General features: G+C 70.3%; 22 protein-coding genes. 15 read left to right on the forward strand and 7 right to left on the reverse strand.

All coding sequences use genetic code 11. The features are described 5' to 3' along the window. Window positions 1-39: 39 nt before the first annotated feature. Complete coding sequence (locus AB0M63_RS06400) at window positions 40-1,086, reverse strand: cyclase family protein (RefSeq protein ID WP_355906767.1); 1,047 nt, start codon at window positions 1,084-1,086, stop codon at window positions 40-42. Between the two features lie 157 nt (window positions 1,087-1,243). Between AB0M63_RS06400 and AB0M63_RS06405 the strand changes: the two genes are divergently transcribed. Both AB0M63_RS06405 and AB0M63_RS06410 read left to right on the forward strand, forming a co-directional pair. Beyond that, a complete protein-coding gene (locus tag AB0M63_RS06405) occupies window positions 1,244-1,642 on the forward strand; it encodes a nuclear transport factor 2 family protein (protein WP_355906770.1) in 399 nt (132 codons plus the stop codon). Between the two features lie 57 nt (window positions 1,643-1,699). Then, window positions 1,700-2,098 carry a nuclear transport factor 2 family protein gene (locus tag AB0M63_RS06410; protein WP_355906773.1) on the forward strand — a complete coding sequence of 133 codons (399 nt, stop codon included), beginning with the start codon at window positions 1,700-1,702 and terminating at the stop codon, window positions 2,096-2,098. A gap of 76 nt (window positions 2,099-2,174) precedes the next feature. Here the strand turns inward: AB0M63_RS06410 and AB0M63_RS06415 are convergent, their stop codons facing one another. Next, window positions 2,175-3,803 (reverse strand): NAD(P)/FAD-dependent oxidoreductase, encoded by a 1,629-nt coding sequence (locus AB0M63_RS06415; protein ID WP_366018612.1) that lies wholly within the window; start codon window positions 3,801-3,803, stop codon window positions 2,175-2,177. Window positions 3,804-4,027: 224 nt separating this feature from the next. Here AB0M63_RS06415 and AB0M63_RS06420 point away from each other — a divergent pair, with 224 nt between their 5' ends. From AB0M63_RS06420 to AB0M63_RS06445, 6 genes are all read left to right on the forward strand, one after another. Continuing rightward, window positions 4,028-4,438: a carboxymuconolactone decarboxylase family protein gene (locus AB0M63_RS06420; protein WP_355906779.1), complete on the forward strand. Its 411-nt coding sequence runs from the start codon at window positions 4,028-4,030 to the stop codon at window positions 4,436-4,438. A gap of 54 nt (window positions 4,439-4,492) precedes the next feature. Further along, window positions 4,493-5,233 (forward strand): SDR family NAD(P)-dependent oxidoreductase, encoded by a 741-nt coding sequence (locus AB0M63_RS06425; RefSeq protein WP_355906782.1) that lies wholly within the window; start codon window positions 4,493-4,495, stop codon window positions 5,231-5,233. A 41-nt stretch (window positions 5,234-5,274) separates the two neighbouring features. After that, window positions 5,275-6,474 (forward strand): FAD-dependent oxidoreductase, encoded by a 1,200-nt coding sequence (locus AB0M63_RS06430; protein WP_366018613.1) that lies wholly within the window; start codon window positions 5,275-5,277, stop codon window positions 6,472-6,474. An 18-nt stretch (window positions 6,475-6,492) separates the two neighbouring features. Continuing rightward, window positions 6,493-6,687, forward strand: coding sequence for a ferredoxin (locus AB0M63_RS06435; RefSeq protein WP_355906788.1), 195 nt, complete (start codon window positions 6,493-6,495; stop codon window positions 6,685-6,687). A gap of 65 nt (window positions 6,688-6,752) precedes the next feature. Then, window positions 6,753-7,994, forward strand: a complete 1,242-nt coding sequence (locus AB0M63_RS06440; RefSeq protein ID WP_366018614.1) for a cytochrome P450 — start codon at window positions 6,753-6,755, stop codon at window positions 7,992-7,994. Between the two features lie 38 nt (window positions 7,995-8,032). Beyond that, on the forward strand, window positions 8,033-8,950 hold the full coding sequence (locus AB0M63_RS06445; RefSeq protein WP_366018615.1) for an SDR family NAD(P)-dependent oxidoreductase: 918 nt from the start codon (window positions 8,033-8,035) through the stop codon (window positions 8,948-8,950). 46 nt (window positions 8,951-8,996) lie between these two features. Here AB0M63_RS06445 and AB0M63_RS06450 read toward each other — a convergent pair whose 3' ends face one another. From AB0M63_RS06450 to AB0M63_RS06465, 4 genes are all read right to left on the reverse strand, one after another. After that, window positions 8,997-9,722, reverse strand: coding sequence for a class I SAM-dependent methyltransferase (locus tag AB0M63_RS06450; protein ID WP_355906797.1), 726 nt, complete (start codon window positions 9,720-9,722; stop codon window positions 8,997-8,999). A 162-nt stretch (window positions 9,723-9,884) separates the two neighbouring features. After that, a complete protein-coding gene (locus AB0M63_RS06455) occupies window positions 9,885-12,395 on the reverse strand; it encodes a SpoIIE family protein phosphatase (RefSeq protein WP_366018616.1) in 2,511 nt (836 codons plus the stop codon). Window positions 12,396-12,542: 147 nt separating this feature from the next. Further along, complete coding sequence (locus AB0M63_RS06460) at window positions 12,543-14,933, reverse strand: MFS transporter (protein WP_366018617.1); 2,391 nt, start codon at window positions 14,931-14,933, stop codon at window positions 12,543-12,545. Window positions 14,934-15,126: 193 nt separating this feature from the next. Next, window positions 15,127-15,570: an SRPBCC family protein gene (locus AB0M63_RS06465; protein WP_355906805.1), complete on the reverse strand. Its 444-nt coding sequence runs from the start codon at window positions 15,568-15,570 to the stop codon at window positions 15,127-15,129. Window positions 15,571-15,738: 168 nt separating this feature from the next. On the opposite strand from AB0M63_RS06465, the gene AB0M63_RS06470 reads away from it, so the two are divergent. The 4 genes from AB0M63_RS06470 to AB0M63_RS06485 all read left to right on the forward strand — a co-directional run bounded on the left by AB0M63_RS06470 (window position 15,739) and on the right by AB0M63_RS06485 (window position 19,573). Then, window positions 15,739-16,785 (forward strand): Rv2578c family radical SAM protein, encoded by a 1,047-nt coding sequence (locus AB0M63_RS06470; protein WP_366018618.1) that lies wholly within the window; start codon window positions 15,739-15,741, stop codon window positions 16,783-16,785. 157 nt (window positions 16,786-16,942) lie between these two features. Further along, the gene (locus AB0M63_RS06475) at window positions 16,943-18,526 is read left to right on the forward strand and encodes an alpha/beta hydrolase (protein WP_355906811.1); all 1,584 of its coding nucleotides are present in this window, start codon (window positions 16,943-16,945) and stop codon (window positions 18,524-18,526) included. Between the two features lie 74 nt (window positions 18,527-18,600). Further along, window positions 18,601-18,999, forward strand: coding sequence for a RidA family protein (locus tag AB0M63_RS06480; protein WP_355906814.1), 399 nt, complete (start codon window positions 18,601-18,603; stop codon window positions 18,997-18,999). A 40-nt stretch (window positions 19,000-19,039) separates the two neighbouring features. Next, window positions 19,040-19,573, forward strand: coding sequence for a GNAT family N-acetyltransferase (locus AB0M63_RS06485; protein ID WP_366018619.1), 534 nt, complete (start codon window positions 19,040-19,042; stop codon window positions 19,571-19,573). An 18-nt stretch (window positions 19,574-19,591) separates the two neighbouring features. Here the strand turns inward: AB0M63_RS06485 and AB0M63_RS06490 are convergent, their stop codons facing one another. Next, complete coding sequence (locus AB0M63_RS06490) at window positions 19,592-20,167, reverse strand: adenylosuccinate lyase (protein ID WP_366018620.1); 576 nt, start codon at window positions 20,165-20,167, stop codon at window positions 19,592-19,594. A gap of 342 nt (window positions 20,168-20,509) precedes the next feature. On the opposite strand from AB0M63_RS06490, the gene AB0M63_RS06495 reads away from it, so the two are divergent. The 3 genes from AB0M63_RS06495 (at window position 20,510) to ccrA (ending at window position 25,024) form a co-directional block, all read left to right on the forward strand. Beyond that, window positions 20,510-22,315: a 3-hydroxybutyryl-CoA dehydrogenase gene (locus AB0M63_RS06495; RefSeq protein WP_355906822.1), complete on the forward strand. Its 1,806-nt coding sequence runs from the start codon at window positions 20,510-20,512 to the stop codon at window positions 22,313-22,315. Window positions 22,316-22,433: 118 nt separating this feature from the next. Then, a complete protein-coding gene (locus AB0M63_RS06500) occupies window positions 22,434-23,261 on the forward strand; it encodes a TetR family transcriptional regulator (RefSeq protein WP_355906825.1) in 828 nt (275 codons plus the stop codon). 425 nt (window positions 23,262-23,686) lie between these two features. Further along, window positions 23,687-25,024: a crotonyl-CoA carboxylase/reductase gene (gene ccrA / locus AB0M63_RS06505; RefSeq protein ID WP_355907410.1), complete on the forward strand. Its 1,338-nt coding sequence runs from the start codon at window positions 23,687-23,689 to the stop codon at window positions 25,022-25,024. Window positions 25,025-25,032: the final 8 nt, after the last annotated feature.

A 25,032-nucleotide genomic window follows, 5' to 3' on the forward strand; every position in this document is an offset into this window, starting at 1 on the left:
CCCCCGGAGATTCCGGGGGCCCTTCCCGTCGTAGCGCTCTCAGACGGTCGCGACCGGTGTGAGCGGACTGCCCTGTGTGCCGGGCAGGTTGAGCGGGGGCGCGGTGAGCAGGAAGCGGCTGCGGTTGTGCTCGCGGAGCCAGGCCGCGAGGTCGTGCAGGTACCACAACTCGCCCAGCGGGACGCCCAGTTTGAACAGGCACAGGTGGTGGATCGGCAGCAGCGTGTGCGGGCCCTGGGCCTTGGTGGTGGCCACGCCCTCGACCGCGTAGTTGTCGGAGATCAGCGCCGACATCTGCGACTCGGTGATCCAGTTCAGGATCTCCGGGTCGTCCGCGTCGAGGTAGGCGGCGGTCTGGTGGATCGCCACCGGGTCCGGGTTCTTCTCCCAGGCGAGGACCTGGGTGGCGAAGCCGGTGTGCAGCAGGACCATGTCGCCGGGCTCCACGACCACGTTGTCCGCGGTCATGATGTCCTGCAACTGCTTGAAGCTGACCGGCTGGTAGTCGGTGCCGAGGTGGTGGGCGATGTCGATGAGGACACCGCGTCCCTGGACTCCGTGCTCCGCCATCTTCTCCAGGCCGAGGTTGCGGGCGAAGCTGATGCTTCCGCTGCCGTCGCCCTTGGCGTCCTCCTGCGGTCCCACGAGGTGCTCGCCCGGCCGGAACCCGTTGTAGTAGACGGGCTCGGCGACCCCGTCGCCGTCCGCGTCGAACTCGGCGCCCTGGTGCGCGAGGGAGTCCCACTGGGTGGAGTACTGCAGCCAGAGGGTGACCACGTCGTCGGACCACACGTCGATCAACTGCGGGTCGATCTGCTCGCGGGCGACGACGTTGTAGAAGACGTCCTGCTTGTGGGCCAGGTCCTCGGTGGGCCTGAGGATCGGCGGGTACCGCCGCTGGTTCAGCGCGGACCCACCGGGATAGTCGAGGGGCAGGCTCAGGCTGAAGCTGACCCCGGCCTCGACCTCGCGGACCCCCTGGAGGACCTTCTCGGGAGTGAGCAGGTTGATACGACCCAGTTCGTCGTCCTCGCCCCAATCGCCCCACGTCGAGCCCGGCGGACGCTGCTTCCAACGCTTCGTCATGTTCACGCCTCCTTCGGCGACAAGTCCCCGTTGACCGGCCGCCCGCATGTTATTTGGAATTGTACCGATCGGTCAACGAATCCGACGCGCACCCCTCCCTTTATCTTCGACTCATCAATAGACTGAGTGGTCGAAACACCCGACCTTGGAGCGAAGAATGAGCGAATCCACACAGGCGTGGGTCGTGGCGGGCGTCCGGGCCGTGCTCGGCGCGCACACCCAGGCCCAGGACGCCGGCCGCACCGACGACGTCGTCGCGACCTACACGCCCGACGGCGTCCTGGAAGTGCCGGGCATGGACCCGATCGAGGGGCACGACGCGCTCCGCGAGGCCTTCAAGGGGTGGGCCCCGGCGCTGCCCCAGCTCCACCTGGTGACCAACACCGTCGTGACGTCCACGGGCGAGGGCACGGCCCGCGCCCTGAGCGACGTGGTCTTTCTCCAGCGCGGCGAGGCGGGCTGGGCGGTGGGCGTGGTCGGGCACTACGACGACACCCTGCGCCGCGAGAACGGCGCCTGGCTGCTGCACCGCAGGAAGACGACGTACCAGGCGTAACGGCCTTCACCCCCAGCCCACTTGGGCGTTCCCCAGCCTTCTCGACCTTGGAGTGACATGACCACCACGATCGACCCGTCCGTCACGGCCGCCGTACAGAGCGCCGTCGCCGCCTACGCCCAGGCCCTGGACTCCGGCCGGACCGACGCCATCGCCGACCTGTTCACCCCCGACGGCACCGCCGAGATCGTCGGCATGGCCAAGTTCGAGGGACGGGAGGCCATCCGGCAGGGCTTCGGCGGCTTCTCGCCCGAGCAGCCGCAGTTGCACATGCTCGGCAACACCGTGATCACCTCGGCGACCGAGGACGAGGTCACGGCCACCAGCAACCTGGCGTTCTTCGCGCGCGGCGAGACCGGCTGGAGCGTCCAGATGACCGGCCGCTACGACGACGTGCTGCGCCTGCACGAGGGCCGCTGGCTCTTCCAGCAGCGCGTCACGACCCTCGTGCCGTAGGGCACGGAGACCCGGACGCCCGTGCCGCCCACGTCCGGGGCGGCACGGGCGTCCGGCCGTTCAGGCATCCAGGCGTTCAGACATCAGGTGTCTCGGCCTTGGACAGGACGAAGGTCGGGAACCCCTCCTGCTTGACGGCGGCGATCGCCTCCTGGAGCGCCCACCGGCCCGTCGGGTTGAGGAGCTGCTTGACCGGCTTGCCGGGGATGTTGCCGCCGGAGAAGTAGCTGCTCTCCAGGAAGGAGGACATCGTGCTGTTGTTCATGGTGTCCGTCCACTCCGTCTCGGCGGCCTCGGTCACCTCGATGACGTCGTGGCCGCTGTCCCGGGTGTGGACGATGGCGTCGACGACGAAGTCCACCTGGTCGCCGGCGTAGCGCGGGTTGTTGCCCGTGGCGCCGTGCGGGCCGCCGGGGAAGAAGAAGTTGGGGAAGCCGGCCGTCACGGTGCCGAGGTAGGTGCGCGGCCCCTCGGCCCAGTACTCCTTGAGCGAGAGCCCCTGACGCCCTTGCACGCCAAGCCTGTTGAGGGCGCCGGTGCCGAAGTCGTAGCCGGTGGCCCAGATGATGATGTCGAACTCCCGGGCACCGTCGGCGGTTTCGATGCCGTCCTCGGTGATGCGGGTGATCGGCATCGTGTTGATGTCGACGAGGGAGACGTTCGGCTTGTTGTACGTCTCGTAGTAGCCGGTGCCGAAGGGGGGCCGACGGCCGCCGTAGCCATGGGCCTTGGGGATCAGCTTGTCCGCCGTCTCCGGGTCCTTGACGATGCTGCGGATCTTGTCGGCCAGGAACGCGCACCACTCCGCGTTGACCGTCTCGTTCGACAGCATGTCCATGTAGTGCTCGGTCAGCTTGGTGAAGCCCGGGCCGTTCCACCGCTCCTCGTAGAACGCCTGGCGGTCCTCCGGGCTGTCGTCGAGTCCGGAGCGCATGACGATCTGGTGCAGGAACCCGCTCGGCGAGGTGTCCAACGTCTCCCGGATGGACTCGTAGTTGGCCTTCAGCTCGGCCTGCTCCTCGGGCGTGATGGGCCCGTTGTTGAGCGGCGTGAGCCAGTCGGCGTCCTTCTGAAACACCGTCAACTGCGCTACGTCGTCCGCGATCGCGGAGATGATCTGCACCCCGCTGGAGCCGGTGCCGATCTGGGCCACCCGCTTGCCGGTGAAGTCGATCGGGGTCTTCGGCCAGCGCGCGGTGTGGTGCTGCTCGCCGCGGAAGTCCTCGCGTCCGGGGATGGCGGGGATGAACGGCACCGAGAGGTTGCCGGTGGCCGCGACGACGTAGCGGGCCCGGACCTCGGTGCCGTCGCTGCCCCGGACGGTCCAGGTGCCGGAGGGCTCGTCGAAGACGGCCGAGGTGACCTTGACGCCGGTGCGGATGTCGCGCCGCAGGTCGAACCTGTCGACGACGTGGTTGAAGTAGCGCTCGATCTCGGGCTGGCCGGCGAACCGCTCCGACCACTCCCACTCCTCCCACAGCTCCTTCGAGAAGAGGTAGCCGTAGGTGTAGCTCTCGGAGTCGAAGCGCGCCTCGGGGTAGCGGTTCCAGTACCAGGTGCCGCCCACGCCGCTGCCGGCCTCCAGGAGCCGCACCGAGAACCCGGCCTCGCGGGCGGCGTAGAGCTGGTAGATGCCGGTGACGCCGGCCCCGATGACGAGGACGTCGACCCGGTCCTGGACCGCCGGTTTCGAAGATGCGCTCATGTGCCCTCCAAGGTGACTGGGCTGCGGCTCCCAGCGAGCCTGGTTTGATAGTTCGACCAGTCGGTCGAATATTCAGACCGAGAGTAGATGAGGGCCCGAGCCCGAGCAATGGCGGGGACCGGAGAGCTTCTACCGGCCATTACGCGGCAGGCATTGATTGTACCGACCGTTTGATCTAACTTTCGGGTTGGGACGAATGCAATCGCATGGACCGGGAGTCGCGCATGAGCGCCGAAGACGTCAAGGAAACCACCGATCTGCGTGCCGCGGGCGTAAAAGCCCTGCGGGCCGCGCTCCCTGGGGTGGTTCCCGCGGAGGGTGATCTCGACATGCGGGACGGCAAGCTCGGCGAGGATCTCGTCGAGATCGGCCTGACCACCGTGTGGGGCGCGCTGTGGGGCCGCGAGGGCCTGGCCCCGCGCGACCGCAGCCTGGTCACCCTCGGCATCCTGATCGCGCTCGGTGCCGAGACCGAGATCAAGACCCATGCCCGCGTCGCCCTCACCAACGGAGTGACCAGGGACGAGCTGGCCGAGGTCCTCTACCACGCCGCCGGATACACCGGCTTCCCCCGGGCCGTGGCGGCCCGCACCGCGGTCCGCGAGGCCCTGGGCGAGGCTCTGGGCGAGTACTGAACGAACCACCGGTGTCCGTCCTCCGGCACCGCGCACGAGCGCAAGGGAGCGCACATGTCACTGCAGGGAAAGGTCGCGGTCGTCACCGGCGGCGGACGCGGCATCGGCCAGTCGATCGCGAAGGTGCTCGCGGCCAGGGGAGCCGCGGTCGCGGTGTGGGACCTGAACAGCGAGGGCGCCGAGAAGACCGCGGCGGCCGTCCAGGAGGCCGGCGGTACGGCGATCGCCGTCCCCGGTGACGCGGCCGAGGCCGGCGCCGTGGCGGCGGCCGCCGCCCGCACCCGCGAGGAGCTCGGCCCGGTCACGATCCTCGTCAACAACGCGGGCATCACCGCCTACGAGCCGTTCACGAGCATCTCCGAGGCGTCCTGGGACCGCATCATCGGCGTCAACCTCAAGGGCCCCTTCCTGGTCACCAGGGAACTCGTGCCCGACATGCTGGCGGCGGGCTGGGGCCGGATCATCAACATCTCGTCCTCCTCGGCACAGACCGGGGCCCCCTCCATGGCCCACTACGCGGCCTCCAAGGGCGGCGTCATCGGCCTCACCCGGACGCTCGCGATGGAGTACGTCGACAAGGGCATCACCGTGAACCACGTCCCGCCGGGCTTCATCGACACCCCCCTGGTCCGCGAAGGCCCGGTCGACATCGAGACGGCCGCCGCCCACATGCCGATGAAGCGGGCCGGCACCCCGGAGGACGTGGCCTACGCCGTGGCGTACCTCGCCTCCGAAGAGGCCTCCTACGTCACCGGCCAGACCCTCAGCACCAACGGCGGACGCTACCTCGCGTAAGCCCGCACGGAACATCGCAACGACGCTGCAACGGAGTGCACATGAGCATCGAGGACGACACCGGGGCCGTGGCCCACGTGCTGGTGGTGGGCGCCTCCGCGTCCGGGCTGACCACGGTGGAGGCCCTCCGGCGCAAGGGGTACACGGGCCGGATCACGGTGCTCGGCGCCGAACCGCACGCCCCGTACGACCGTCCGCCGCTGTCCAAGCAGATCCTCTCCGGCGACTGGGAACCGGGCCGGTCCGCCCTGCGCAGCGAGGAGATGCTGTCCGGCCTGGACACCGAGTTCGTGCTCGGCGACCCCGCGGTCGCCCTGGACCCGGCGACCCGGACCGTGCGCACCGAGTCAGGGCGCGAGCTGAGCGCCGACGCGATCGTGATCGCCACCGGTGTACAGCCCCGAGTGCTGCCCGGGCAAGGGGAGTTGACCGGTGTGCATGTGCTGCGCACCCTCGACGACGCGCTCGCCCTGCGGACGGATCTGCTCGCCGGATCACGGCTGGTGGTCGTCGGCGAAGGGGTCCTCGGCTCCGAGATCGCCGCCACCGCACGAACGTTGGGCCTGGACGTCACCCTGGCCGGCCCGCTGACGGGACCGCTCGCCCTCCAGGTGGGCCCGCTGGTGTCGGGGCTGCTGGCGGAGCTGCACACCGAACGGGGGGTGCGACTGCGCCTCGGCAACGGCGTGGTGGGCCTGCTCGGCGACCAAGGCCGGGTCTGCGGCGTGGAGTTGAGCACCGGCGAGATGCTGCCCGCCGACGTCGTAGTGGTCGCGATCGGAGCGACACCGGCGACGGAGTGGCTGGCCGACAGCGGGCTCGAACTCGACAACGGCGTGGTGTGCGACTCGCGTTGCCAGGCCGCGCCGGGCATCTACGCCGTCGGTGACGTGGCCCGCTGGCACCACGAGCGGCTCGGCCGGCTGATCCGGCTGGAGAACCGGACCAACGCCACCGAGCAGGCCATGGCGGTCGCGGGCGCGATCCTCGGGGAGGACCGGCCCTACGAGCCGGTGCCGTACTTCTGGACCGACCAGTTCGACGCCAAGCTCCAGGTGCACGGCTTCCTGCCGGCCGATGCCGAAGTGGACGTCGTGGACGGCGAGTTGGCGGCCCGCCGGTTCGTCGTGCGCTACCGCAGCGGCGGCCGGGTCACCGGGATCCTCGGCTGGAACATGCCCAAGCAGGCCAGGCAGCGCCGTCAGGAGATCGTCGATCAGGTCCCCTCCCCCGCCCACTGAACGATCAGGAGAGTTGTCATGAAGGTTGTCGTCGAAGAGGACAAGTGCGTCGCCGCCGGACAGTGCGTCGCCGCCGCGATGGACGTGTTCGACCAGCGTGACGAGGACGGCATCGTCATCCTGCTGGACGAGAACCCGCCGGCCGAACTGGCCGACGACGTACGGAACGCGGCGGCGGTGTGCCCCGCGCTCGCGATCCGTATCGAGGAATGACCACCGGTACGCCTCCCCTCACCCCCCTCACTCCCCCCACCCCACCCTCATCTGGAGGAACGACCATGTCCGAGGCCGAGACGGATCTCGCCGCCCCCGACGCGGAGATCTTCGACTACCCGGGCGCGCGCGACCGCACCTGCCCCTTCGCGCCGCCGGCCGGGCTGCGCGAGCTGAACGACAAGGCGCCGGTGTCCCGGGGCCGTATCTGGGACGGCTCCACCCCGTGGCTGGTGACCGGGCATGCCGCGCAGCGCGCGATCCTGTCCGACCCGCGGGTGAGCTCCAACGACAAGCAGCCCGGGTTCCCGCTGCCGAACCAGGCGATGGCGGAGAACGTCCAGCACCACCCGCTGACCATCTTCAACGCCGACGGCGCCGACCACACGCGGATCCGCCGCATGATGACGGCTCCGTTCACGCGCAACCGCATGGAGAAGCTGCGGCCGGAGATCCAGCGCTTCACCGACGAGCTGATCGACGACATGCTCGCGGGCCCGAAGCCGGTCGACCTGGTGACCGCGCTGTCACTGCCGCTGCCCTCGATGATGATCTGCGCGCTGCTCGGTGTGCCGTACGAGGAGCACGAGTTCTTCCAGGAGTGGGCCTCCTTCGCGACCCGCAGCGACAAGACCGCCGAGGAGGACCGGGAGGCCAACGCGAAGCTGGGCGGCTATCTGGCCAAGATGCTCACGGCCAAGATGGAGGAGCCCACCGAGGACGTCATCTCGGACTTCGGCGCGCGGATCAAGGCGGGCGAACTCACCCTCCCCGACGCCACGTTGCTCTGCATGATCCTGCTGATCGCCGGCCACGAGACCAGCGCCAGCATGATCACCATGGGCACCGCCCTGCTGCTGCAGAACCCCGACCAGCTCAAGCTGCTGCGCGAGACGGACGACCCCAAGGTCGTCGCGAACGCGGTCGAGGAGATCCTGCGCTACACGACGATCCCGGCGCTCGGCCAGCGGCGGATCGCCGCCGAGGACATCGAGATCGAGGGCGTCACCATCAAGGCCGGCGAGGGCATCATCGCCGCGCTGCCGGCCGGCAACTGGGACCCGGCGGCCTTCCCCGAGCCGGAGAAGTTCGACATCACCCGCGAGGCCCGGCACCACCACGCCTTCGCCTGGGGAATCCACCAGTGCCTCGGCCAGCAGCTCGCCCGCATCGAGCTGCAGGTCGTCTACGGCACCCTCTACCGGCGCATCCCGACCCTCCGACTCGCGGTCGACTTCAGCGAGTTGGAGTTCCGCCGGGACGACGCGCTCGCCTACGGCATTCAATCGCTGCCGGTCACCTGGTAGCGGCCGCCGCTTCCACCCGCACACAACTGGAGTCATCCATGAGCGAGTTCGGCTTCGAAGGACGCGTCGCCGTCGTCACCGGCGCGGGTCGTGGCCTCGGCCGCGCCTACGCCCGCCTGCTGGCGGAACGCGGGGCGAAGGTCGTCGTCAACGACCTGGGCGGGTCGATGGAGGGCGAGGGCTCCGACGCCGGACCCGCGCAGAAGGTCGTCGACGGGATCGTCGCGGCGGGCGGCCAGGCCGTGGCCGACACCCACGACGTGTCCACGCGGGCGGGCGGCGAGGCCATCGTCGACACCGCGCTGCGGGCCTTCGGCCGGATCGACGTCCTCGTCAACAACGCGGGGATCATCCGGTACGCGGGCCTCCCGGAGATCGAACTCGACAACCTGGAACGGCACTTGGCCGTCCACCTGCTCGGTTCCTTCAACACGATGCGGGCGGCCTGGCCGCACTTCGTGGAGCAGGGCTACGGCCGGGTCGTCCTGACCACCTCCAGCGGCATGTTCGGCATGGACAACAACCTGTCCTACGCCGCCGCGAAGGCGGGCACGGTCGGCATGGCACGCAGCGCGAAGCTGGCCGGTGCGCCGCACAACATCAAGGTCAACCTGATCGCGCCGGCCGCGATGACCCGGATGGGCGGCGGACCGGAGGAGGAGCCCACCGAAACGGTGGAGGGCATGCCGTACATGCCCTCGTCGGCTGTGGCGCCGATGGTGGCCTACCTCGCGCACGAGGACTGCCCGGTCAGCGGGGAGATCTACACGGCCGGGGCGGGCCGCTTCGCGCGGATCTTTCTGGCCTCGACGGAGGGGTACGCCCACCAGGGGGGCGACGCCTCCGTCGAGGACGTGGCGAAGAACTGGGACGCGATCAACGACGAGAAGGGGTACTACGTGCCCGCGGACCTGATGGCGTGGTCCGGCTCGTTCCTCAAGCACCAGTTCGGGTAATGCGGGCGGGGGGAGGCGGTGAGCCGCCCTGCCTCCCCCTGTCGTCTCACACCGCGCGGCTCGCGATGTGCCACTTCGACGGGAGCTCGATGCGGGCGCCGTCTGCCCTGAACTCAGTGGTGATCAGGGGCAGTTCACCGCTCGCGAGGACGGTGAGGCCCGCCGTGCGGAGAAGGTCGGGCACCTGGTCGTCGGACACCTCGCCGGGGACGATGCCATGGCGGAGGATCGGGACGAGCTTCGCGGGCGGTCCCTCCGGGTCCTGGGCCAGGCCGCCCAGGATCGGGCGGGCGGCCTCGGAGAGTTCGACGAGGAAGACATGGCCGCGCTCCCCGACGAGCGTGGCGATCCCGTCCACCAGCGGCTGCCGGTCGTCGGGCTCGACCTGGTGCAGCACGCCCCGCATATAGACGTTGGCGTCGCCGAGTTCGGCGTGCAGTGCCTCGACCTCGGTCTTGTCGGCGGCATCGAGGAGCCGGTAGGTCGCCTGCCCCGCCGGGTCGGCGTGCCGGGCGTGCTCGACGGCCGCCTCCGACAGGTCGGCGCCGACGACATGGGTGAACCGGTCGGCGAGGAAACGGGTCTGCGTGCCGTTGCCGCAGCCGAGGTCCACCATCTGAAGGCCGGGATCTCGCAACTTCGGCTCGAACAGGGCGAGATGGAGCCCCACCGTCTGGGCCGGCGCCGCGTCCCAGAAGACGGCCCCCTGCTCCTCGGGCGCCTCGCGCCAGAAACCCTCCCAGGCCTCCCGGTACCGACTGGTCACGCTCATGCCCAACTCCCCAGGATGCGAGGCCGTTCCGCCTTAAGTGACGGGCCAGTACGGTCTATCGCGCCGGGGTCCCGCTCACAAGCACACGGCGCATTCCTTCACTGCTCATTCGGCACGTGTACGCCGATGTGCGCCTCGTGCGCCCCCTTGGTCGCCTGGGCTTCAGCGGCGGGGCAGGGTGAGTTCGAACCAGACGGTCTTGCCGGCGGTCGTACGGCTGGCGCCCCACTCGCGGGCGAGCATGCCGACGACGTGCAGTCCGCGTCCGGACTCGTCGTCGGGGCCGGTGCTGAGGAGGGTCGGCAGGGTGGGATCGTCGTCGTCCACCTCGCACAGCAGCGTGTCGCCGCGCACCAGGCGCAGTTCGGCCCGGCGGCCGCGGGAGTGGCGTACGGCGTTGGTGACCAGTTCGCCGGCCAACAGTGCGGCGGTGTCGGCGAGTCGGTCGAGGCCCCAGGCGTGGAGCTGCTCGCTGACCAGCGGGCGGGCCCGGCGGGCCTCGACCGGGTCGAGGGCGAGCCGCCACTCGGCGACGTCGTCGGGCTCGATGCCGTTGAGGCGGGCCATCAGGAGGGCGACGTCGTCCTTGCGGCCGCCGCGGGTTCCCAGGGAGCGGATGATCGTGTCGCAGGCGTCGTCCATGGACGCGGCCGGATGCGCGGCCGACTCGCTCAGCGTCGCGAGTCCTACGCCGATGTCCTCGCCCCGCACCTCCACCAGACCGTCGGTGCACATCACGAGCCGGTCGCCGGGGTCCACGCGCACGCGCACCGCCTCGAAGGGCACCCCGCCGACGCCGATGGGGGCGCCCGTGGGCAGATCGAGCAGCTCGCTGCGGCCGTTGCCGGCGCGCACGATCACCGGCGGGATGTGGCCCGCGTTGGCGAGGTGGAGTTCGCCAGCGATCGGGTCGTAGACGACGTAGAGGCAGGTCGCGAGATAGGTGTCGCCCAGGCGCTGCGCCAAGTCGTCGAGGTTGCGCAGGAGTTGGGCCGGCGGGAGGTCCATGGTGGCCATGGTCTGCACGGCGGTGCGCAACTGGCCCATCATGGCGGCCGAGTTGAGGCCGTGCCCCATGACGTCGCCGACGACCAGCGCGGTGCGGGCGCCGGGCAGTTTCACCGAGTCGAACCAGTCGCCGCCGACACGTCCCAGCAGGGTGCCCGGCAGGTATCGGGTGGCGATGTCGCAGCCCGCCATACGCGGCGGGATGTGCGGCAGCATGCTGTCCTGGAGGGTCTCGGCGACACTCTCCTGGTAGGTGTACATGCGCGCGTTGTCGAGCACGAGGCCCGCGCGGGCGGCGAGTTCGGCGCCGGTGACGCGGTCCATGTCGTTGAACTCGACGCGCTCCGGGTGGCGCAGCAGGATCATGAAGCCGAGGACGACGTTGCGCGCCTTGAGCGGGACGACCAGCATGGAGCGGCCGGTGATCAGCGGCCGGATGTCGCGCTTCTCGAACTGCGAGGCGATCATGTGCCCCATCTGCTCGCTGATGCGCGGCACGAGGACGGGCTCGCCGGTGGTCATGCACTGGAAGAACGGCGTGTGCGCCGGGAACGGCATGGCCTCGCCGACCGGTACGACGTCGTCCCAGCGGCCGGGTTCGTCGGTGTGTTCGAGGGCGACCCGGTGCCACATGGTGGTGGTGTCCGGCACGCCGTCCGGGAACCCCTCGCCGGCGACGACCTGTTCGCGCAGATAGGTGCCGGCGACGTCGGTGAAACGGGGGACGACGGCCCGGCTGACCTCGACGATGGTGGTGGCGAGGTCGAGCGAGGTGCCGATGCGGCCGCTGACCTCGTTGAGGAACTCCAGGCGCTCGCGTACGGCGACGTATTCGAGGTCCTCGCCCTCGTCGTCGAGGACCGTCTGCGGCACGGGCAGTCCCTCGGCGACCGCGAGGGCGGCGCGCTCGCGGCGCGCCTTGCGCTCGGCGCGCCGGGCCACGCCCCAGTCGGGGGTCACCGGCACCCGCTCGTTCTGGCTGAACTCCAGGACGGGATAGCCCAGTTCGAGGACCTGCGAGACGATGCGGGCGCTGTCGCCGACGCTCATGCTGGGCAGGATCTCGGGGAGCCTGCGGGCGAGTTCCTCGGCGCCGGGGAAGTCGGTGTGCAGGGCGAAGCCGGGTGCTATGCGCTCGAAGGCGCCGTCCTCGAAGGCGTCGTCGGCGTCCTGGCGAAGGCCGCCCGCGTCGGCGGCGAGCACGAGTAGCCGCTCCCGGCCGGGGCCGACGAGCGGATACGCCCACCACAGGACGTCCACGCGATCACTCCCCCACCCTTCGGGCGGGGGGACCCCCATCTCGCTTCGCTCGGGCACGGTGAGGCGGGCGCGTCCTGCGGCCGGGTAGGACAGGCCCGAGTCGAGGGAGGACTCCAGGTCGGGGCCGAGGCCGTCGTAGGCCGCGAACGCGTCGTAGGGGTCGGTGCCCTCGTCCTCGGGCAGGGCTCCGGAGACGGGGAGCAGATCGAGGGCGGGCTGGCCGATCGCCTCGTCCTTGGTGGCGCCGAACAGCCGCCGGGCGCCACGGCTCCAGTGCGAGACGAGGCCGTCGCGGTCGACCAGGACCACGGCCAGCGGAACACGACCGGCCGCGGTGTGCTCCGCCACCACGTCGTACCCGGCCCCGCGGCCGGGAGCTGACTCCCGCTCGGTGCCACGGTCCATGGCCCAGGCCCTCTCTCCCCACGGCTCGCAAGATCTGTGCCGCCGTCCACCACGCTACGGGGGCGGCCGGTCGCGATGTGTGGCATTCCTGGAATTGGTTCCACCCAATCGCACCGGCGTGCGCCTTCGCGCCCCCTGACGCGGGACTCAGTCCTCGTGGCCGAGCTGGAGGTCCCGCTCGGTGCGTCCCCCGCCCGCCACTTGGAGCACGGTGGCCACGGGCGGGTATCCGGCGGCGATCACCGTGTACTCGCCGGAGGACAGGTCGACGAACCGGAAGGTTCCGTCGGGTCCGGTGGTGAGGGTGTCCACGACGTTGCCCGCCGCGTCGAGGAGTGTCACGCGCGCGTCCTCGACGGGGCGCCCGCCGGTCGCCCTGACGGTGCCGCGCAGCACGGCGCCGCCGGCGAGTTCGACGTCCTGCCGGGTCTCGCGGGACGCCTGCACGCTGACCGGGAGCGCGGCGGGGCGGAACGCGGGCGCGCTGGCGGCGAGGGTGTACTCGCCGGCCACCAACTCGCTGATGACATAGCCCCCTTCACGCCCGCTGCGGGTGCTCGCCACCACCTCGCCGTGCACGTTGGTGAGTGTCACGGCGGCCTCGCGCACCGGGGTGCCGTCGGCGGTCAGCACGCTCCCGGCGAGACGTCCGGCGCCGCCGAGGACGACGTCGAGCTCGACGGGCCGCTCCCCCACGGTCACGGACACCGCCTGCGGCTGGTGCCCGCCCGCCGCCGCGATCAGGACGTACGACCCGGAGCCGGGCGTCGACAGCGCGTAGCGCCCGTCTCCGCCGCTGGCGCCGCGCCCGATCTGCTGTCCGGAGACGTCGATGAGGGTGAGCGCCGCGCGGGGCACGACGGTCCCGTCGGGATGCTGCACGGTGCCGCAGACCGGGATCCCGGCCGCGTGCGGCGAACGGGCCTGCGGGATCGGGGAGTTGAAGGGCGCGGTCTCCGACGTCTCGGCGGGGGCGTTGTGGGACACCAGTGGTTTCTCCTTGAGGAAGAAGGCGATCAGCAGGCCGAGGGCGAGCACCGGCACCAGGTAGAGGAAGATCCGCGGCATGGCGTCGGCGTAGGCCCGGATGTAGCTGTCGCGCAGTGCCGGGGGCAGCGCGTGGACGAGCTGCGGGGTGATGGACTGGGGGTCGGGGAGTCCGGCACCCGCGCGCGCGGGGAGGCGGTCGCGCAGCGCGTCGGTGAGCCGGTCGGCGAAGAGGGTGCCGAAGATCGCGGCGCCGACGCTGCCGCCGATCTGCCGGAAGTAGTTGTTGGCGCTGGTGGCGGTGCCGAGGTCGGCGGGGCGTACGGAGTTCTGCACGGCGAGGACGAGGACGGGCATCACCATGCCGATGCCGGCGCCGAGGACGGCCATCCAGAGGCTGTACTGCAGCCGGGAGGTGTCGACTTCGAGCCGGGACAGCAGCCACATGCCGAGGGCGGCGAGGGCGCTGCCGAGGACGGGGTAGAGCTTGTAGCGGCCGGTGTGGCTGATGAGTTGCCCGGAGATGATCGACGCGCCGACGATGCCGCCCATCATGGGCAGCATCAGCAGCCCGGACTCGGTGGCGCTGGCCCCGTCGACCATCTGGAGGAAGGTCGGCAGATAGCTGGCGGCCCCGAACAGCGCGACCCCGATCACCAGGCCCACCAGGGCGGTGACGTTGAAGACGGCGTCCCTGAACAGCCGTAGCGGGATGAGGGGTTCGGGTGCGAAATGCTCGGCGACGACGAAGAGGACCGCGGCGGCCACCGCTCCCGCGCCGAGGCCGAGGATGACGCGCGAACCCCAGGCGTACTCGGTCCCGCCCCAACTGGTCAGCAGCACCAGGCAGGTTGAGGCGGCGGCGAGGAGCAGCGCGCCGAGGATGTCGAGCCGGGCCTTGGCGGTGGGCTTCGGCAGTTTCAGTACGACGGTCACGACGGCCAGGGTCACCACGCCGAAGGGCACGTTGACGTAGAAGCACCACCTCCAGGAGAGGTGGTCGGTGAAGTAGCCGCCGAGCAACGGCCCCGCGACCGAGGCGAGTCCGAAGGTGGCGCCGATCAGGCCCATGAAGCGGCCGCGCTGCCGGGGCGGCACGATGTCCGCGATGATCGCCTGCACGCCGATCATGAGGCCGCCGGCGCCGATGCCCTGCACCGCGCGGAAGGCGATGAGCTGGTCCATGGACTGGGCGCGGCCCGCGAGCGCGGAGCCGATCACGAAGACGCCGATGGCGAACTGGAAGACGCTCTTGCGGCCGAGGAGGTCGCCGAGCTTTCCGTAGACCGGCAGTCCGACCGTGGAGGTGAGGAGGTAGGCGGTGATCGCCCAGGACATCTTTTCCAGGCCGTGCAGTTCGCCGACGATCTTCGGGAGCGCGGTGGCGACGATCATCTGGTCGAGGGCGGCGAGCAGCAGCGCGAGCATCAGCCCGAGGAAGACCAACCGCACGCGGCGCGGGCTCAGTTCGGCCTTGTCGACGGGTGCGGGGACGGGTGTCTCCGGGGGCGCCGGGGGCCGTTCGTCCTGCACCAGAGTCGTCCCGCCCACGTACCGCTCCCCTCGTCGCGCCTGCCGCACAATTCCCGCTTTCGGCGACAACTGCGGGCAGACGTGACGAGTTACGGCGTACGCCCGGCTCGAACGGAGATCCACTCGAACCGGTGAGGGGCACACGAGGGCGTCAACACGCCCTGGGGAGCCTCCCTTTGGCCCTTGGGGACCCTTGAGGACCCCTGGGGGGCTACTTCTCGACTTCGGTGGCGAGCCTGTCGAGCACCAGGTCGTAGATGCGGCCGAGGCCCTTGGGGGCGAAGGTCCGCTCGAAGAAGCCGCCGATGCCGCCGGCGCCGTTCCACGTGCTGGTCACGACGACGCGGGACTTGCCCTCTCCGGCCGGGGTGACCCGCCAGGTGGTGACCATGGTGGAGTTGCGGTCCTTCTCGACCAGTTCGCCGTCGGTGGGCTCGCTGACCTCCAGGAGGCAGTCGCGGACGCGCTTGCTGGTGGCCTGGAGCTTCCAGTGCACGAGGGTGCCCTCGCCGTCACCGCCCTCGCGCACCTCGTACTCGCTGAACTGCTCGGGCAGCAGCTTCGCGCGCGTGCCGCTGTAGTCGGCGAGGGCGTCGAAGACAGCCTCCGCGTCGGCTGCGACGACCCGCTCGGTAGTCGCTTCGACCTGCGCCATCGGGTTCCTCCAGGACTTGCGTTCTCGGGGTGGAGGCAAGCCAACCACCCGCGCACTCGGTCGCCCAAATCGGGGTGCCTCAGAACATCCGAGGCGATCGGGAAGAGCACTTGCACAGTAATTCGAACAAGTGTTTCACTCTGGGGGCAGGACTACCGAGGAGGCGTCATGCGCTGGGAAAACCTCACAGTGGAGTCCGACGGCCACAGCCGGACGGCCGACGTCGCGCTGTTCGGCGCGGACGCGGTGACCACCCGTACCTTCGACACGCCGGAGTTCCGCGGAATCACCTTCCACGAGGTGCGGGCCCGCTCGATCATCAACCGGGTGCCGGGGGCCTCCCGCATGCCCTTCGAGTGGACGGTCAACCCGTACCGGGGCTGCTCGCACGCGTGCGTGTACTGCTTCGCCCGCAAGACCCACAGCTATCTGGACCTGGACACCGGCCTCGGCTTCGACTCGCAGATCGTGGTCAAGGTGAACGCCCCGGACCTGCTGCGCCGCCAGCTCGGCTCCCGGCGCTGGCTCGGCGACCACATAGCGATGGGCACGAACGTGGACTGCTATCAGCGCGCGGAGGGCCGCTACCGGCTGATGCCGGGCATCCTCGGCGCCCTGCGCGACCACGCGAACCCCTTCTCGATCCTGACGAAGGGCACCCTGATCCTGCGCGACCTGGACCTCCTGGTGCAGGCCTCGGAGGTCACGGATGTCGGCATCTCGGTCTCCGTGGGCTTCACCGATCCCACCCTGTGGCGCACGGTGGAGCCGGGCACGCCGTCCCCGGAGCGGCGCCTGGACGTCGTACGGACCCTGACCGAGCACGGCATCGGGGTCGGGGTCCTGATGGCCCCGGTGATCCCCTTCCTGAGTGACCATCCGGCCCAACTGCGCGCCACGGTAAGGGCGATAGCGGCTTCCGGGGCCACCTCCGTGACCCCGCTGGTGCTGCATCTGCGGCCCGGCGCCCGCGAGTGGTTCATGGCCTGGCTCGGGCATCACCACCCGCATCTGGTGCGCCGTTACGAGCGGCTGTACGCGGAGGGCTCGTACGCCCCGAAGTGGTATCAGCGCCGGATCACCCGTCAGGTCCACGACCTGGCGCAGGAGTACGGCATCGGTCCCGCGCGCGCGGGGATGCCGCGCCGGATTCCCGAGCCGGCGGAACCGGCCGAAGCGCCGATGTCCGAACCGACGCAACTTTCGCTGATCTGAGAGCGATTCGGGAGCGTTCAGAGAGCGTTCGAGCGCATCCGGCGGCCCAATCGGGTCAACTATTGTCAGAACGCGTTCTTCCGGGCGCCCTTTCCGGGACGATGCCGCGTGGACCGTGGACTCACGGCCCGCTGCCCCTCCGTCCTGGGAGGACCTCATGAGAAAACGCGCAGCCGTACTGTGCGGTGCCGCCGTCGTCGTGGCCGGGACGGTCACCGCTCTCCCCGCCGACGCGAGCACCGCGCACCCCGCCGCGACCACCGTTCAGGCCGCGAAGCCCACCTGGAAGGCCTGCGCCACCACCGACTATCCGACGCTCCAGTGCGCGAGCGTCAAGGTGCCGCTCGACCACGCGAACCCGCACGGCAAGCAGATCACGCTCGCCCTGTCCCGGGTCCCGCACACCGCGAAGACGTACCAGGGCCCGCTGTTGGTCAACCCCGGCGGCCCCGGCGGCAGCGGACTGACCCTCGCGGGCTTCGTCGCGTCCTCGCTGCCCAAGGCGGTGGCGTCCCAGTACGACGTCATCGGCTTCGACCCGCGCGGGGTCGGCAAGAGCACCCCCGCCCTCGACTGCGAGCCCGGTCACTTCGACCCGGTCCGCCCCGACTCCGTGCCGAGCACCCCTGCGCTGGAGAAGGCCAACCTCACGCGCGCGAAGTCCTTCGCGGCCGCCTGCGGCAAGAAGTACGCGAGCGTGCTGCCGTACATCGACACCATCAACGCCGTACGGGACATGGACTCGATCCGGCAGGCACTGGGCGCGAAGAAGATCAACTACTTCGGTTACTCGTACGGCACCTACCTGGGCGCCGTGTACGCCAAGCTCTACCCGGAGCGCGTGCGCCGCCTGGTCCTGGACTCCATCGTCGATCCCACCGGTGTCTGGTACGACGACAACCTCGGGCAGGACTACGCCTTCAACGACCGCCAGCAGGCGCTCATGGCGTGGATCGCCAAGTACGACTCCACGTACAAGCTCGGCACCGACCCGGCCAGGATCGAGGCCAAGTGGTACGCGATGCGGGCGGCGCTGGCCAAGAAGCCGGCCGGCGGCAAGGTGGGGGCCTCCGAGCTGGAGGACACCTTCATCCCCGGCGGTTACTACAACGGTTACTGGCCCTATCTCGCCGAGGCGTTCGCGGCGTACGTGAACGACAAGAACGCCGATCCGCTGGTCGAGGCGTACGACAACTTCGCCGCGATCGACGCCTCCGGGGACAACGGTTACAGCGTCTACACGTCGGTGCAGTGCCGTGACGCGGCCTGGCCGCGCGACTGGAACCAGTGGCGCAAGGACAACTGGGCGGCCTACGAGAAGGCGCCGTTCATGGTCTGGAACAACGCCTGGTACAACGCGCCGTGCGCGTTCTGGCCGACCGAGTCCGAGCATCCGATCAACATCGCCAACGGCAAGCTGCCTCCGGTGCTGCTCTTCCAGGCGACGAACGACGCGGCGACCCCGTACGAGGGCGGCGCCACGGTCCACCAACTCCTTGCCGACTCAAGCTTCGTGGTCGAGCAGGGCGGCGGGAACCACGGCATCACGCTGAGCGGGAACGCCTGCCTGGACAGGTATCTGGCGACGTATCTGACCAACGGCAAGGTGCCGCGCGGTGGCGGCGAGGTCGACGCGGTGTGCCAGAAGACGCCCGACCCGAAACCGCTGACCACGGCGAAGGCGGCGACCAGCACGGCACACGGTTCGACCCTGCACGGGCTGCTCGGCTTCCGCGGCTGAACACGGCCTGAGCGACCACCGGCCCCTCGGGGGCGGGAATCCCCGTTGTCAGACCCATGGTCCACCATGGACGCATGAGTGAGCTGACCAGGATTCCCGCCCCCGACGGCGTCTCCCCCGCCGCTGCCTACACCCATGTCGTCATGGGCACCGGCCGGTTCGTCGCGATCTCCGGCCAGCTCGCCCTGGACGAGGACGGCAGGCTCGTCGGCGAGGGCGATGCGGCGGCCCAGGCCCGCCAGGTCTTCGAGAACCTCCGCCGCTGCCTGGCCGCCGCCGGCGCCACGTTCGACGACGTGGTCAAACTCACCTTCTTCGTCACGGACATGGCCCACATGCCGGCGATCCGCGCGGCCCGCGCCGCCCACATACCCGACGACCGGCTGCCCGCCGCGTCCGCCGTGCAGGTCGCCGCGCTGGTCCGGCCGGAGTTCCTGATGGAGATCGAGGCGTTCGCGATCGTCGGCGAATAATCGGGCGCCGAGCGGGGCCTCGACTCCCTAGGGTGCCGCCATGGACGACGACGAGCCCCTGCGGATCCGCCCGATGGCCCTCGCCGACTGCGACCGCGTCTCCGAGATCCGCATCCTCGGCTGGCGGTTCGCGTACCGGGGTCTCATGCCGCAGCCCTTCCTCGACGCGCTCAGCGCGAAGGCCGACGCCGAGCGCCGCCGGGCCCGCTTCGCGCGGGGCGACGGCAGCGTGGTGAACCTGGTCGCCGCACGGGGCGAGGAGATCGTCGGCTGGGCCGCGTTCGGGCCCTACCGGGACGGTGAACTCCGCACCGAGGACGCCGAGTTGTACGCCATCTACCTCGACCCCGAGCACCTGGGCACCGGCGCCGGCCGGGCCCTGATGCTGGAGGCCCTACGGCAGTGCGCGGCCCTCGGCCACGACCGCGTCTACCTGTGGGTGGTCCGCGGCAACGCCCGCGCCCGCCGCTTCTACGAGCGGGCGGGCTTCCACGCGGACGGCGCCGAGGAGCCGTACGAGGTGGACGGGATGACGGTTCCCGAAGTGCGGTACGTCAGGGAACTCCCGTACTGAGGAAGGGAGTTGTGCGTCTCAGCGTTGCCGTGGAATCCGGCCCAGCGCCCGTACCGCCGCCTCCGCGAGCGTCGGGTGCGCGAGGGCGTCGTTCAGGACCGGTCGGGCGCGGGCGTCGCCGAGTTCGCCGAGACCGTCCACGCAGGCGAGGGCCACGCGGCGGTACGGGTCGTGGGGGCGCAGGCGCCGCTCCAGGGTGGTGATGAGGGCGGGGACGGACTCGGGGGCGCGCAGGTCGGCCAGCAGCCTGACGGGGTGCAGGGCGTAGGCGACGCGGAGTTCGTTGGTGGCGAGGGCGGCTGCCGCGCGGGCGGTGCGGGGGTCGTCGAGGCGGGCCAGGGCGTACGCGGCGGAGGCGCAGCGCGGCGGCTCACGGTGGTTGAGGAACAGGACGAGGGACTCGAAGGCGCGCCGGTCGCCCGCGAGGCCGAGCCGGAACGCGGCCAACTCCCGGGCCCAGAGCGGCTGCCCCACGGCCGTGAGCACGTCCGCCAGTTCGTCGAGGTCTCCGGTCGCCACGAGGTGCTCGTAGAGCGCCGCCCCACCCGACTCCTGCCGTAAGCGCTCCGTGAGTGATCGCAACTCTTCGTCCATGAGGCCGAGCCTAAGGGGGTCGCCGGGAACCCGGGACCTACATCACAAACTCGGGGGCTGGCGTGCTCGTTACCCACCGGTTAAGCTCAGACGAGCGAGTTACCCACTCGCACCCTCCTTGCGGTGGCCTGGTGACGCAGCCACCGTGAGTGCAGTCGGTTCGGCACCTTGTGTGCCGCAGTACGACACGGCCTGGGACAGGGCCGGTCGGACCTCACCTCTCATCTCGCCGGGCGTGTGCGCTTGTTGCCCGGCACCACCCGCACTCCTTCTCGCACTCCGTGCGCCCCTCGGCGTACGGAGTGCGCTCCCAGTCGTCACCCTCATTCCAGGAGTCCCGCGATGGCAGCTCCCCTGTCCGACGCCCCCCTGTCCCCGTTCACGACCATCGCCGTCGTCGGTCTCGGCACGATGGGCACCGGTATCGCCGAGGTCCTAGCCCGGGCCGGCCGCGAGGTCGTCGGCATCGACGTCAGCGAGGCCGCGACCGCCCAGGCCGTCGCCGCCCTGGAGACCGCGACCGCCCGTGCCGTCGAGCGCGGCCGGCTCACCGGGCAGGAGCGCGCCGACGCCCTGGCCCGGGTCCGCACCTCCACCGATCTGCGGGCCGCCGCCGACGCCGACCTGGTCATCGAGGTGGTCCCGGAGTCGTACGAGATCAAGCACCAGATCTTCCGTGAGCTGGACGGGATCGTGCGCCCCGAGACGATTCTGGCGACCGGCACGAACGCCCTGTCCGTCACCCGGCTCGCCGCCGACTCGGCGCGGCCGGAGCGGGTGCTCGGGCTGCACTTCTTCAACCCGGCGCCCGCGATGAAGCTGGTCGAGGTGGTCTCCTCGGTGCTGACCGCGCCCGCCGCCGTCGCCGCGGTCACCGATCTCGCGATCGAGCTGGGCAAGGAGCCCGTCGCGGTCGGCGACCGGCCCGGGTTCGTCGCGGACGGGCTGCTGTTCGGCTACCTCAACCAGGCGGCCGCGATGTACGAGGCGAAGTACGCCTCCCGCGAGGACATCGACGCCGCGATGCGGCTCGGCTGCGGACTGCCCATGGGCCCGCTCGCCCTGCTCGACCTGATCGGCGTCGACACCGCGCGCACGGTCCTGGAGGCCATGTACGCCGAGTCCCACGACCGTCTGCACGCTCCCGCGCCGATCCTGAAGCAGCTCAGCGAGGCGGGCCTGACCGGCCGCAAGGCGGGCCGCGGCTTCTACTCCTACGAGGCTCCCGGCAGCGCGACGGTCGTGCGGGACGCGCTGACCCCGCCGGAGGGCGGGCGGCTCACTCCGGGCCGTACCGTCCGCTCCGTCGGTGTGGCCGGTTCGGGGACCATGGCGTCCGGTATCGCCGAGGTCTTCGCCAAGGCCGGGTACGACGTGGTGCTCGCCGCCCGCAGCGAGGAGAAGGCGCAGTTCGCCAAGTCCCGTATCGGCAAGTCGCTTTCACGCTCCGTCGACCGGGGGCGGATGACCGCCGAGGCCGCCGCGCAGACCCTGGAGCGGATCACTCCTGCCGGTTCCTACGACGCGTTCGCCGACGTCGACCTGGCCGTCGAGGCGGTCGCCGAGGACCTGGGGATCAAGCAGCAGTTGTTCGCGACGCTGGACAAGGTCTGCAAGCCGGGCGCGGTGCTGGCCACCACGACCTCGTCGCTGCCCGTCGTCGCGTGCGCCCGCGCCACCTCGCGTCCACAGGACGTGATCGGCATGCACTTCTTCAACCCCGCGCCGGCGATGAAGCTGGTCGAGGTCGTCCGTACGGTGCTGACGGACGCCGATGTCCACGCAACGGTCCACGAGGTCTGCGTCAAGATCAAGAAGCATGCCGTGGACTGCGGCGACCGGGCCGGATTCATCGTCAACGCCCTGCTGTTCCCGTATCTCAACAACGCGATCAAGATGGTGCAGGAGCACTACGCGTCCCTCGACGACATCGACGCGGCGATGAAGCTGGGCGGCGGCTACCCGATGGGCCCCTTCGAGTTGCTGGACGTCGTCGGGCTCGATGTGTCCCTGGCGATCGAGAAGGTCCTGCACCGCGAGTTCCGCGACCCCGGCCTGGCTCCGGCACCGCTTCTGGAGCACCTGGTGGCCGCGGGCTGCCTCGGCCGCAAGACGGGCCGCGGCTTCCGCGAATATGCCCGCCGCTGAGCGTCCCGGCGACTGGTTCGAGGCCGACGGGGACTGGGGCGGGCTCCTCGATCCCACCGGAGGACCCGTGCCCGCGGAGGGCGGGGGAAACCCCCGACGTGCACGGCACGCTGCGCACATGCAGTACGTTCGGGTCATGCCCCAGCCCGCCAAGCCCTCACGTACACCGGCCACGCCCGACGCACCGGAAAGTGCCGCGGGCAGTCGCGCCGCCGCCCAGCGCCTCAAGATGCGGCGCGAACTGGCGGCGGCCGCGATGGAGCTGTTCGCGACGAAGGGGTACGAGGCGACCACCGTCGACGAGATCGCGGCCGCGGCCGGGGTCGCGCGCCGGACGTTCTTCCGCCACTTCCGCTCCAAGGAAGAGGCGATCTTCCCGGACCACGACGACACGTTGATCCGGGCCGAGGCGGTGCTCAACGCCGCCCCCGCGCACGAGCACCCGCTCGACACGGTGTGCCGGGGCATCAAGGAAGTCATGCGGATGTACGCGGCGCGGCCGGAGATCTCGGTCGCCCGCTACAAGCTGACGCGCGAGGTGCCCACCCTGCGCGAGGCCGAGATCGCGTCGGTGGCCCGCTACGAGCGGCTGTTCACGCGCTATCTGCTGGGCCACTTCGACGAGCACGCGCACGACGACGACGCCAACGACGACCCGCTGCTCGCCGAGGTAGCCGCCTCGGCCGTGGTCACCGCCCACAACCACGTCCTACGGCGCTGGCTCCGGGCAGGCGGCCAGGGGGACGTGGAGGCCCAGCTCGACCACGCCTTCGGGATCGTCCGCAAGACGTTCGGCACCGGCATCGGCGCCGGCCGCACCACGACCCCCAAGCCGGCCACCGCCGCACTCCACCAGAACGGCGAGGTGCTGGTGACGGTCGCCCGCACCGACGCCCCGCTGGACGAGGTCATGCGGACCATCGAGGAGGCTCTGCGGGACCGCTGAGCCCCCGCCCCCGTGTGATGACGGCCACCCTTCGGGGTGGCCGTTTTGGCATGTCAGAGGCCCTTTTCGCGCAGCTTTCAGACCTCGTTCGATCGATCATCGCTCATTTGTTACGTAAAGATTTCACCTGAGAGCGATTCATGGCACTCGGTGCCTTGCGAGGTGACACGCAGTGTCATACCTTGAAGTTGTCCGGGCGGCCGGCGTGCAGAGACCTTTCGTACGTCGGCTGTCCCCGCAACCCACCACTGGGCTGCGCGCCCGGACGCCTGCGTCACAGGCACCCTCCCGCGCCACAAAGCGCTGCCGAAGCTCCACCCCCGCCGAACCGACGGCACCTCTTCCACCACCCTCAGCAGCAGCACCGACGCAACCGTCAGCGCCCCTCCCTCAGGGCGCTCTTCGCCGGAGGCAACACCGTGACCGTGAAGGACATCCTCGCCGCGATCCAGTCGCCGGACTCGACTCCGGCCGACTTCGCCGCCCTGCCGCTCCCCGAGTCGTACCGCGCGATCACCGTGCACAAGGACGAGACGGACATGTTCGCGGGCCTCACCACCCGCGACAAGGACCCCCGCAAGTCGATCCACCTGGACGACGTCCCGGTGCCGGAACTCGGCCCGGGCGAGGCCCTGGTGGCCGTCATGGCATCGAGTGTCAACTACAACTCGGTCTGGACCTCGATCTTCGAGCCGCTGTCGACGTTCGGCTTCCTGGAGCGCTACGGCAAGCTCAGCGAGCTGACCAAGCGGCACGACCTGCCGTACCACGTCATCGGTTCCGACCTCGCGGGCGTGGTCCTGCGTACCGGCCCGGGTGTCAACGCCTGGAAGCCCGGCGACGAGGTCGTCGCGCACTGCCTCTCCGTCGAGCTGGAGTCCTCCGACGGGCACAACGACACGATGCTCGACCCCGAGCAGCGGATCTGGGGCTTCGAGACCAACTTCGGCGGGCTCGCCGAGATCGCGCTCGTCAAGTCCAACCAGCTGATGCCGAAGCCGGACCACCTCTCGTGGGAGGAGGCGGCCGCTCCCGGGCTCGTCAACTCCACCGCATACCGCCAGCTGGTCTCCCGCAACGGCGCCGGCATGAAGCAGGGCGACAACGTCCTGATCTGGGGCGCGAGCGGCGGACTCGGCTCGTACGCCACACAGTTCGCGCTCGCGGGCGGCGCCAACCCCATCTGTGTCGTGTCCTCCCCCCAGAAGGCCGACATCTGCCGGGCGATGGGCGCGGAGGCGATCATCGACCGCACCGCCGAGGACTACAAGTTCTGGAAGGACGAGCACAACCAGGACCCGCGCGAGTGGAAGCGGTTCGGCAAGCGCATCCGTGAACTCACCGGTGGCGAGGACGTCGACATCGTCTTCGAGCACCCCGGCCGCGAGACCTTCGGCGCCAGCGTCTACGTCACCCGCAAGGGCGGCACGATCGTCACCTGTGCATCGACCTCCGGGTTCAACCACGAGTACGACAACCGCTACCTGTGGATGTCCCTGAAGCGGATCATCGGCTCGCACTTCGCCAACTACCGCGAGGCCTGGGAGGCCAACCGGCTGGTCGCCAAGGGCAAGATCCACCCGACGCTCTCCAAGGTGTACTCCCTGGAGGAGACCGGGCAGGCCGCCTACGACGTCCACCGCAACCTCCACCAGGGCAAGGTCGGCGTCCTGTGCCTCGCCCCCGAGGAAGGTCTCGGTGTGCGCGACGAGGAGAAGCGCGCCCAGCACATCGACGCCATCAACCGCTTCCGGAACATCTGAGGTCACGT

The sequence above is a fragment of the Streptomyces sp. NPDC051576 genome (genome assembly GCF_040681835.1).
In the GTDB taxonomy this organism is placed as follows: Bacteria; Actinomycetota; Actinomycetes; order Streptomycetales; family Streptomycetaceae; genus Streptomyces.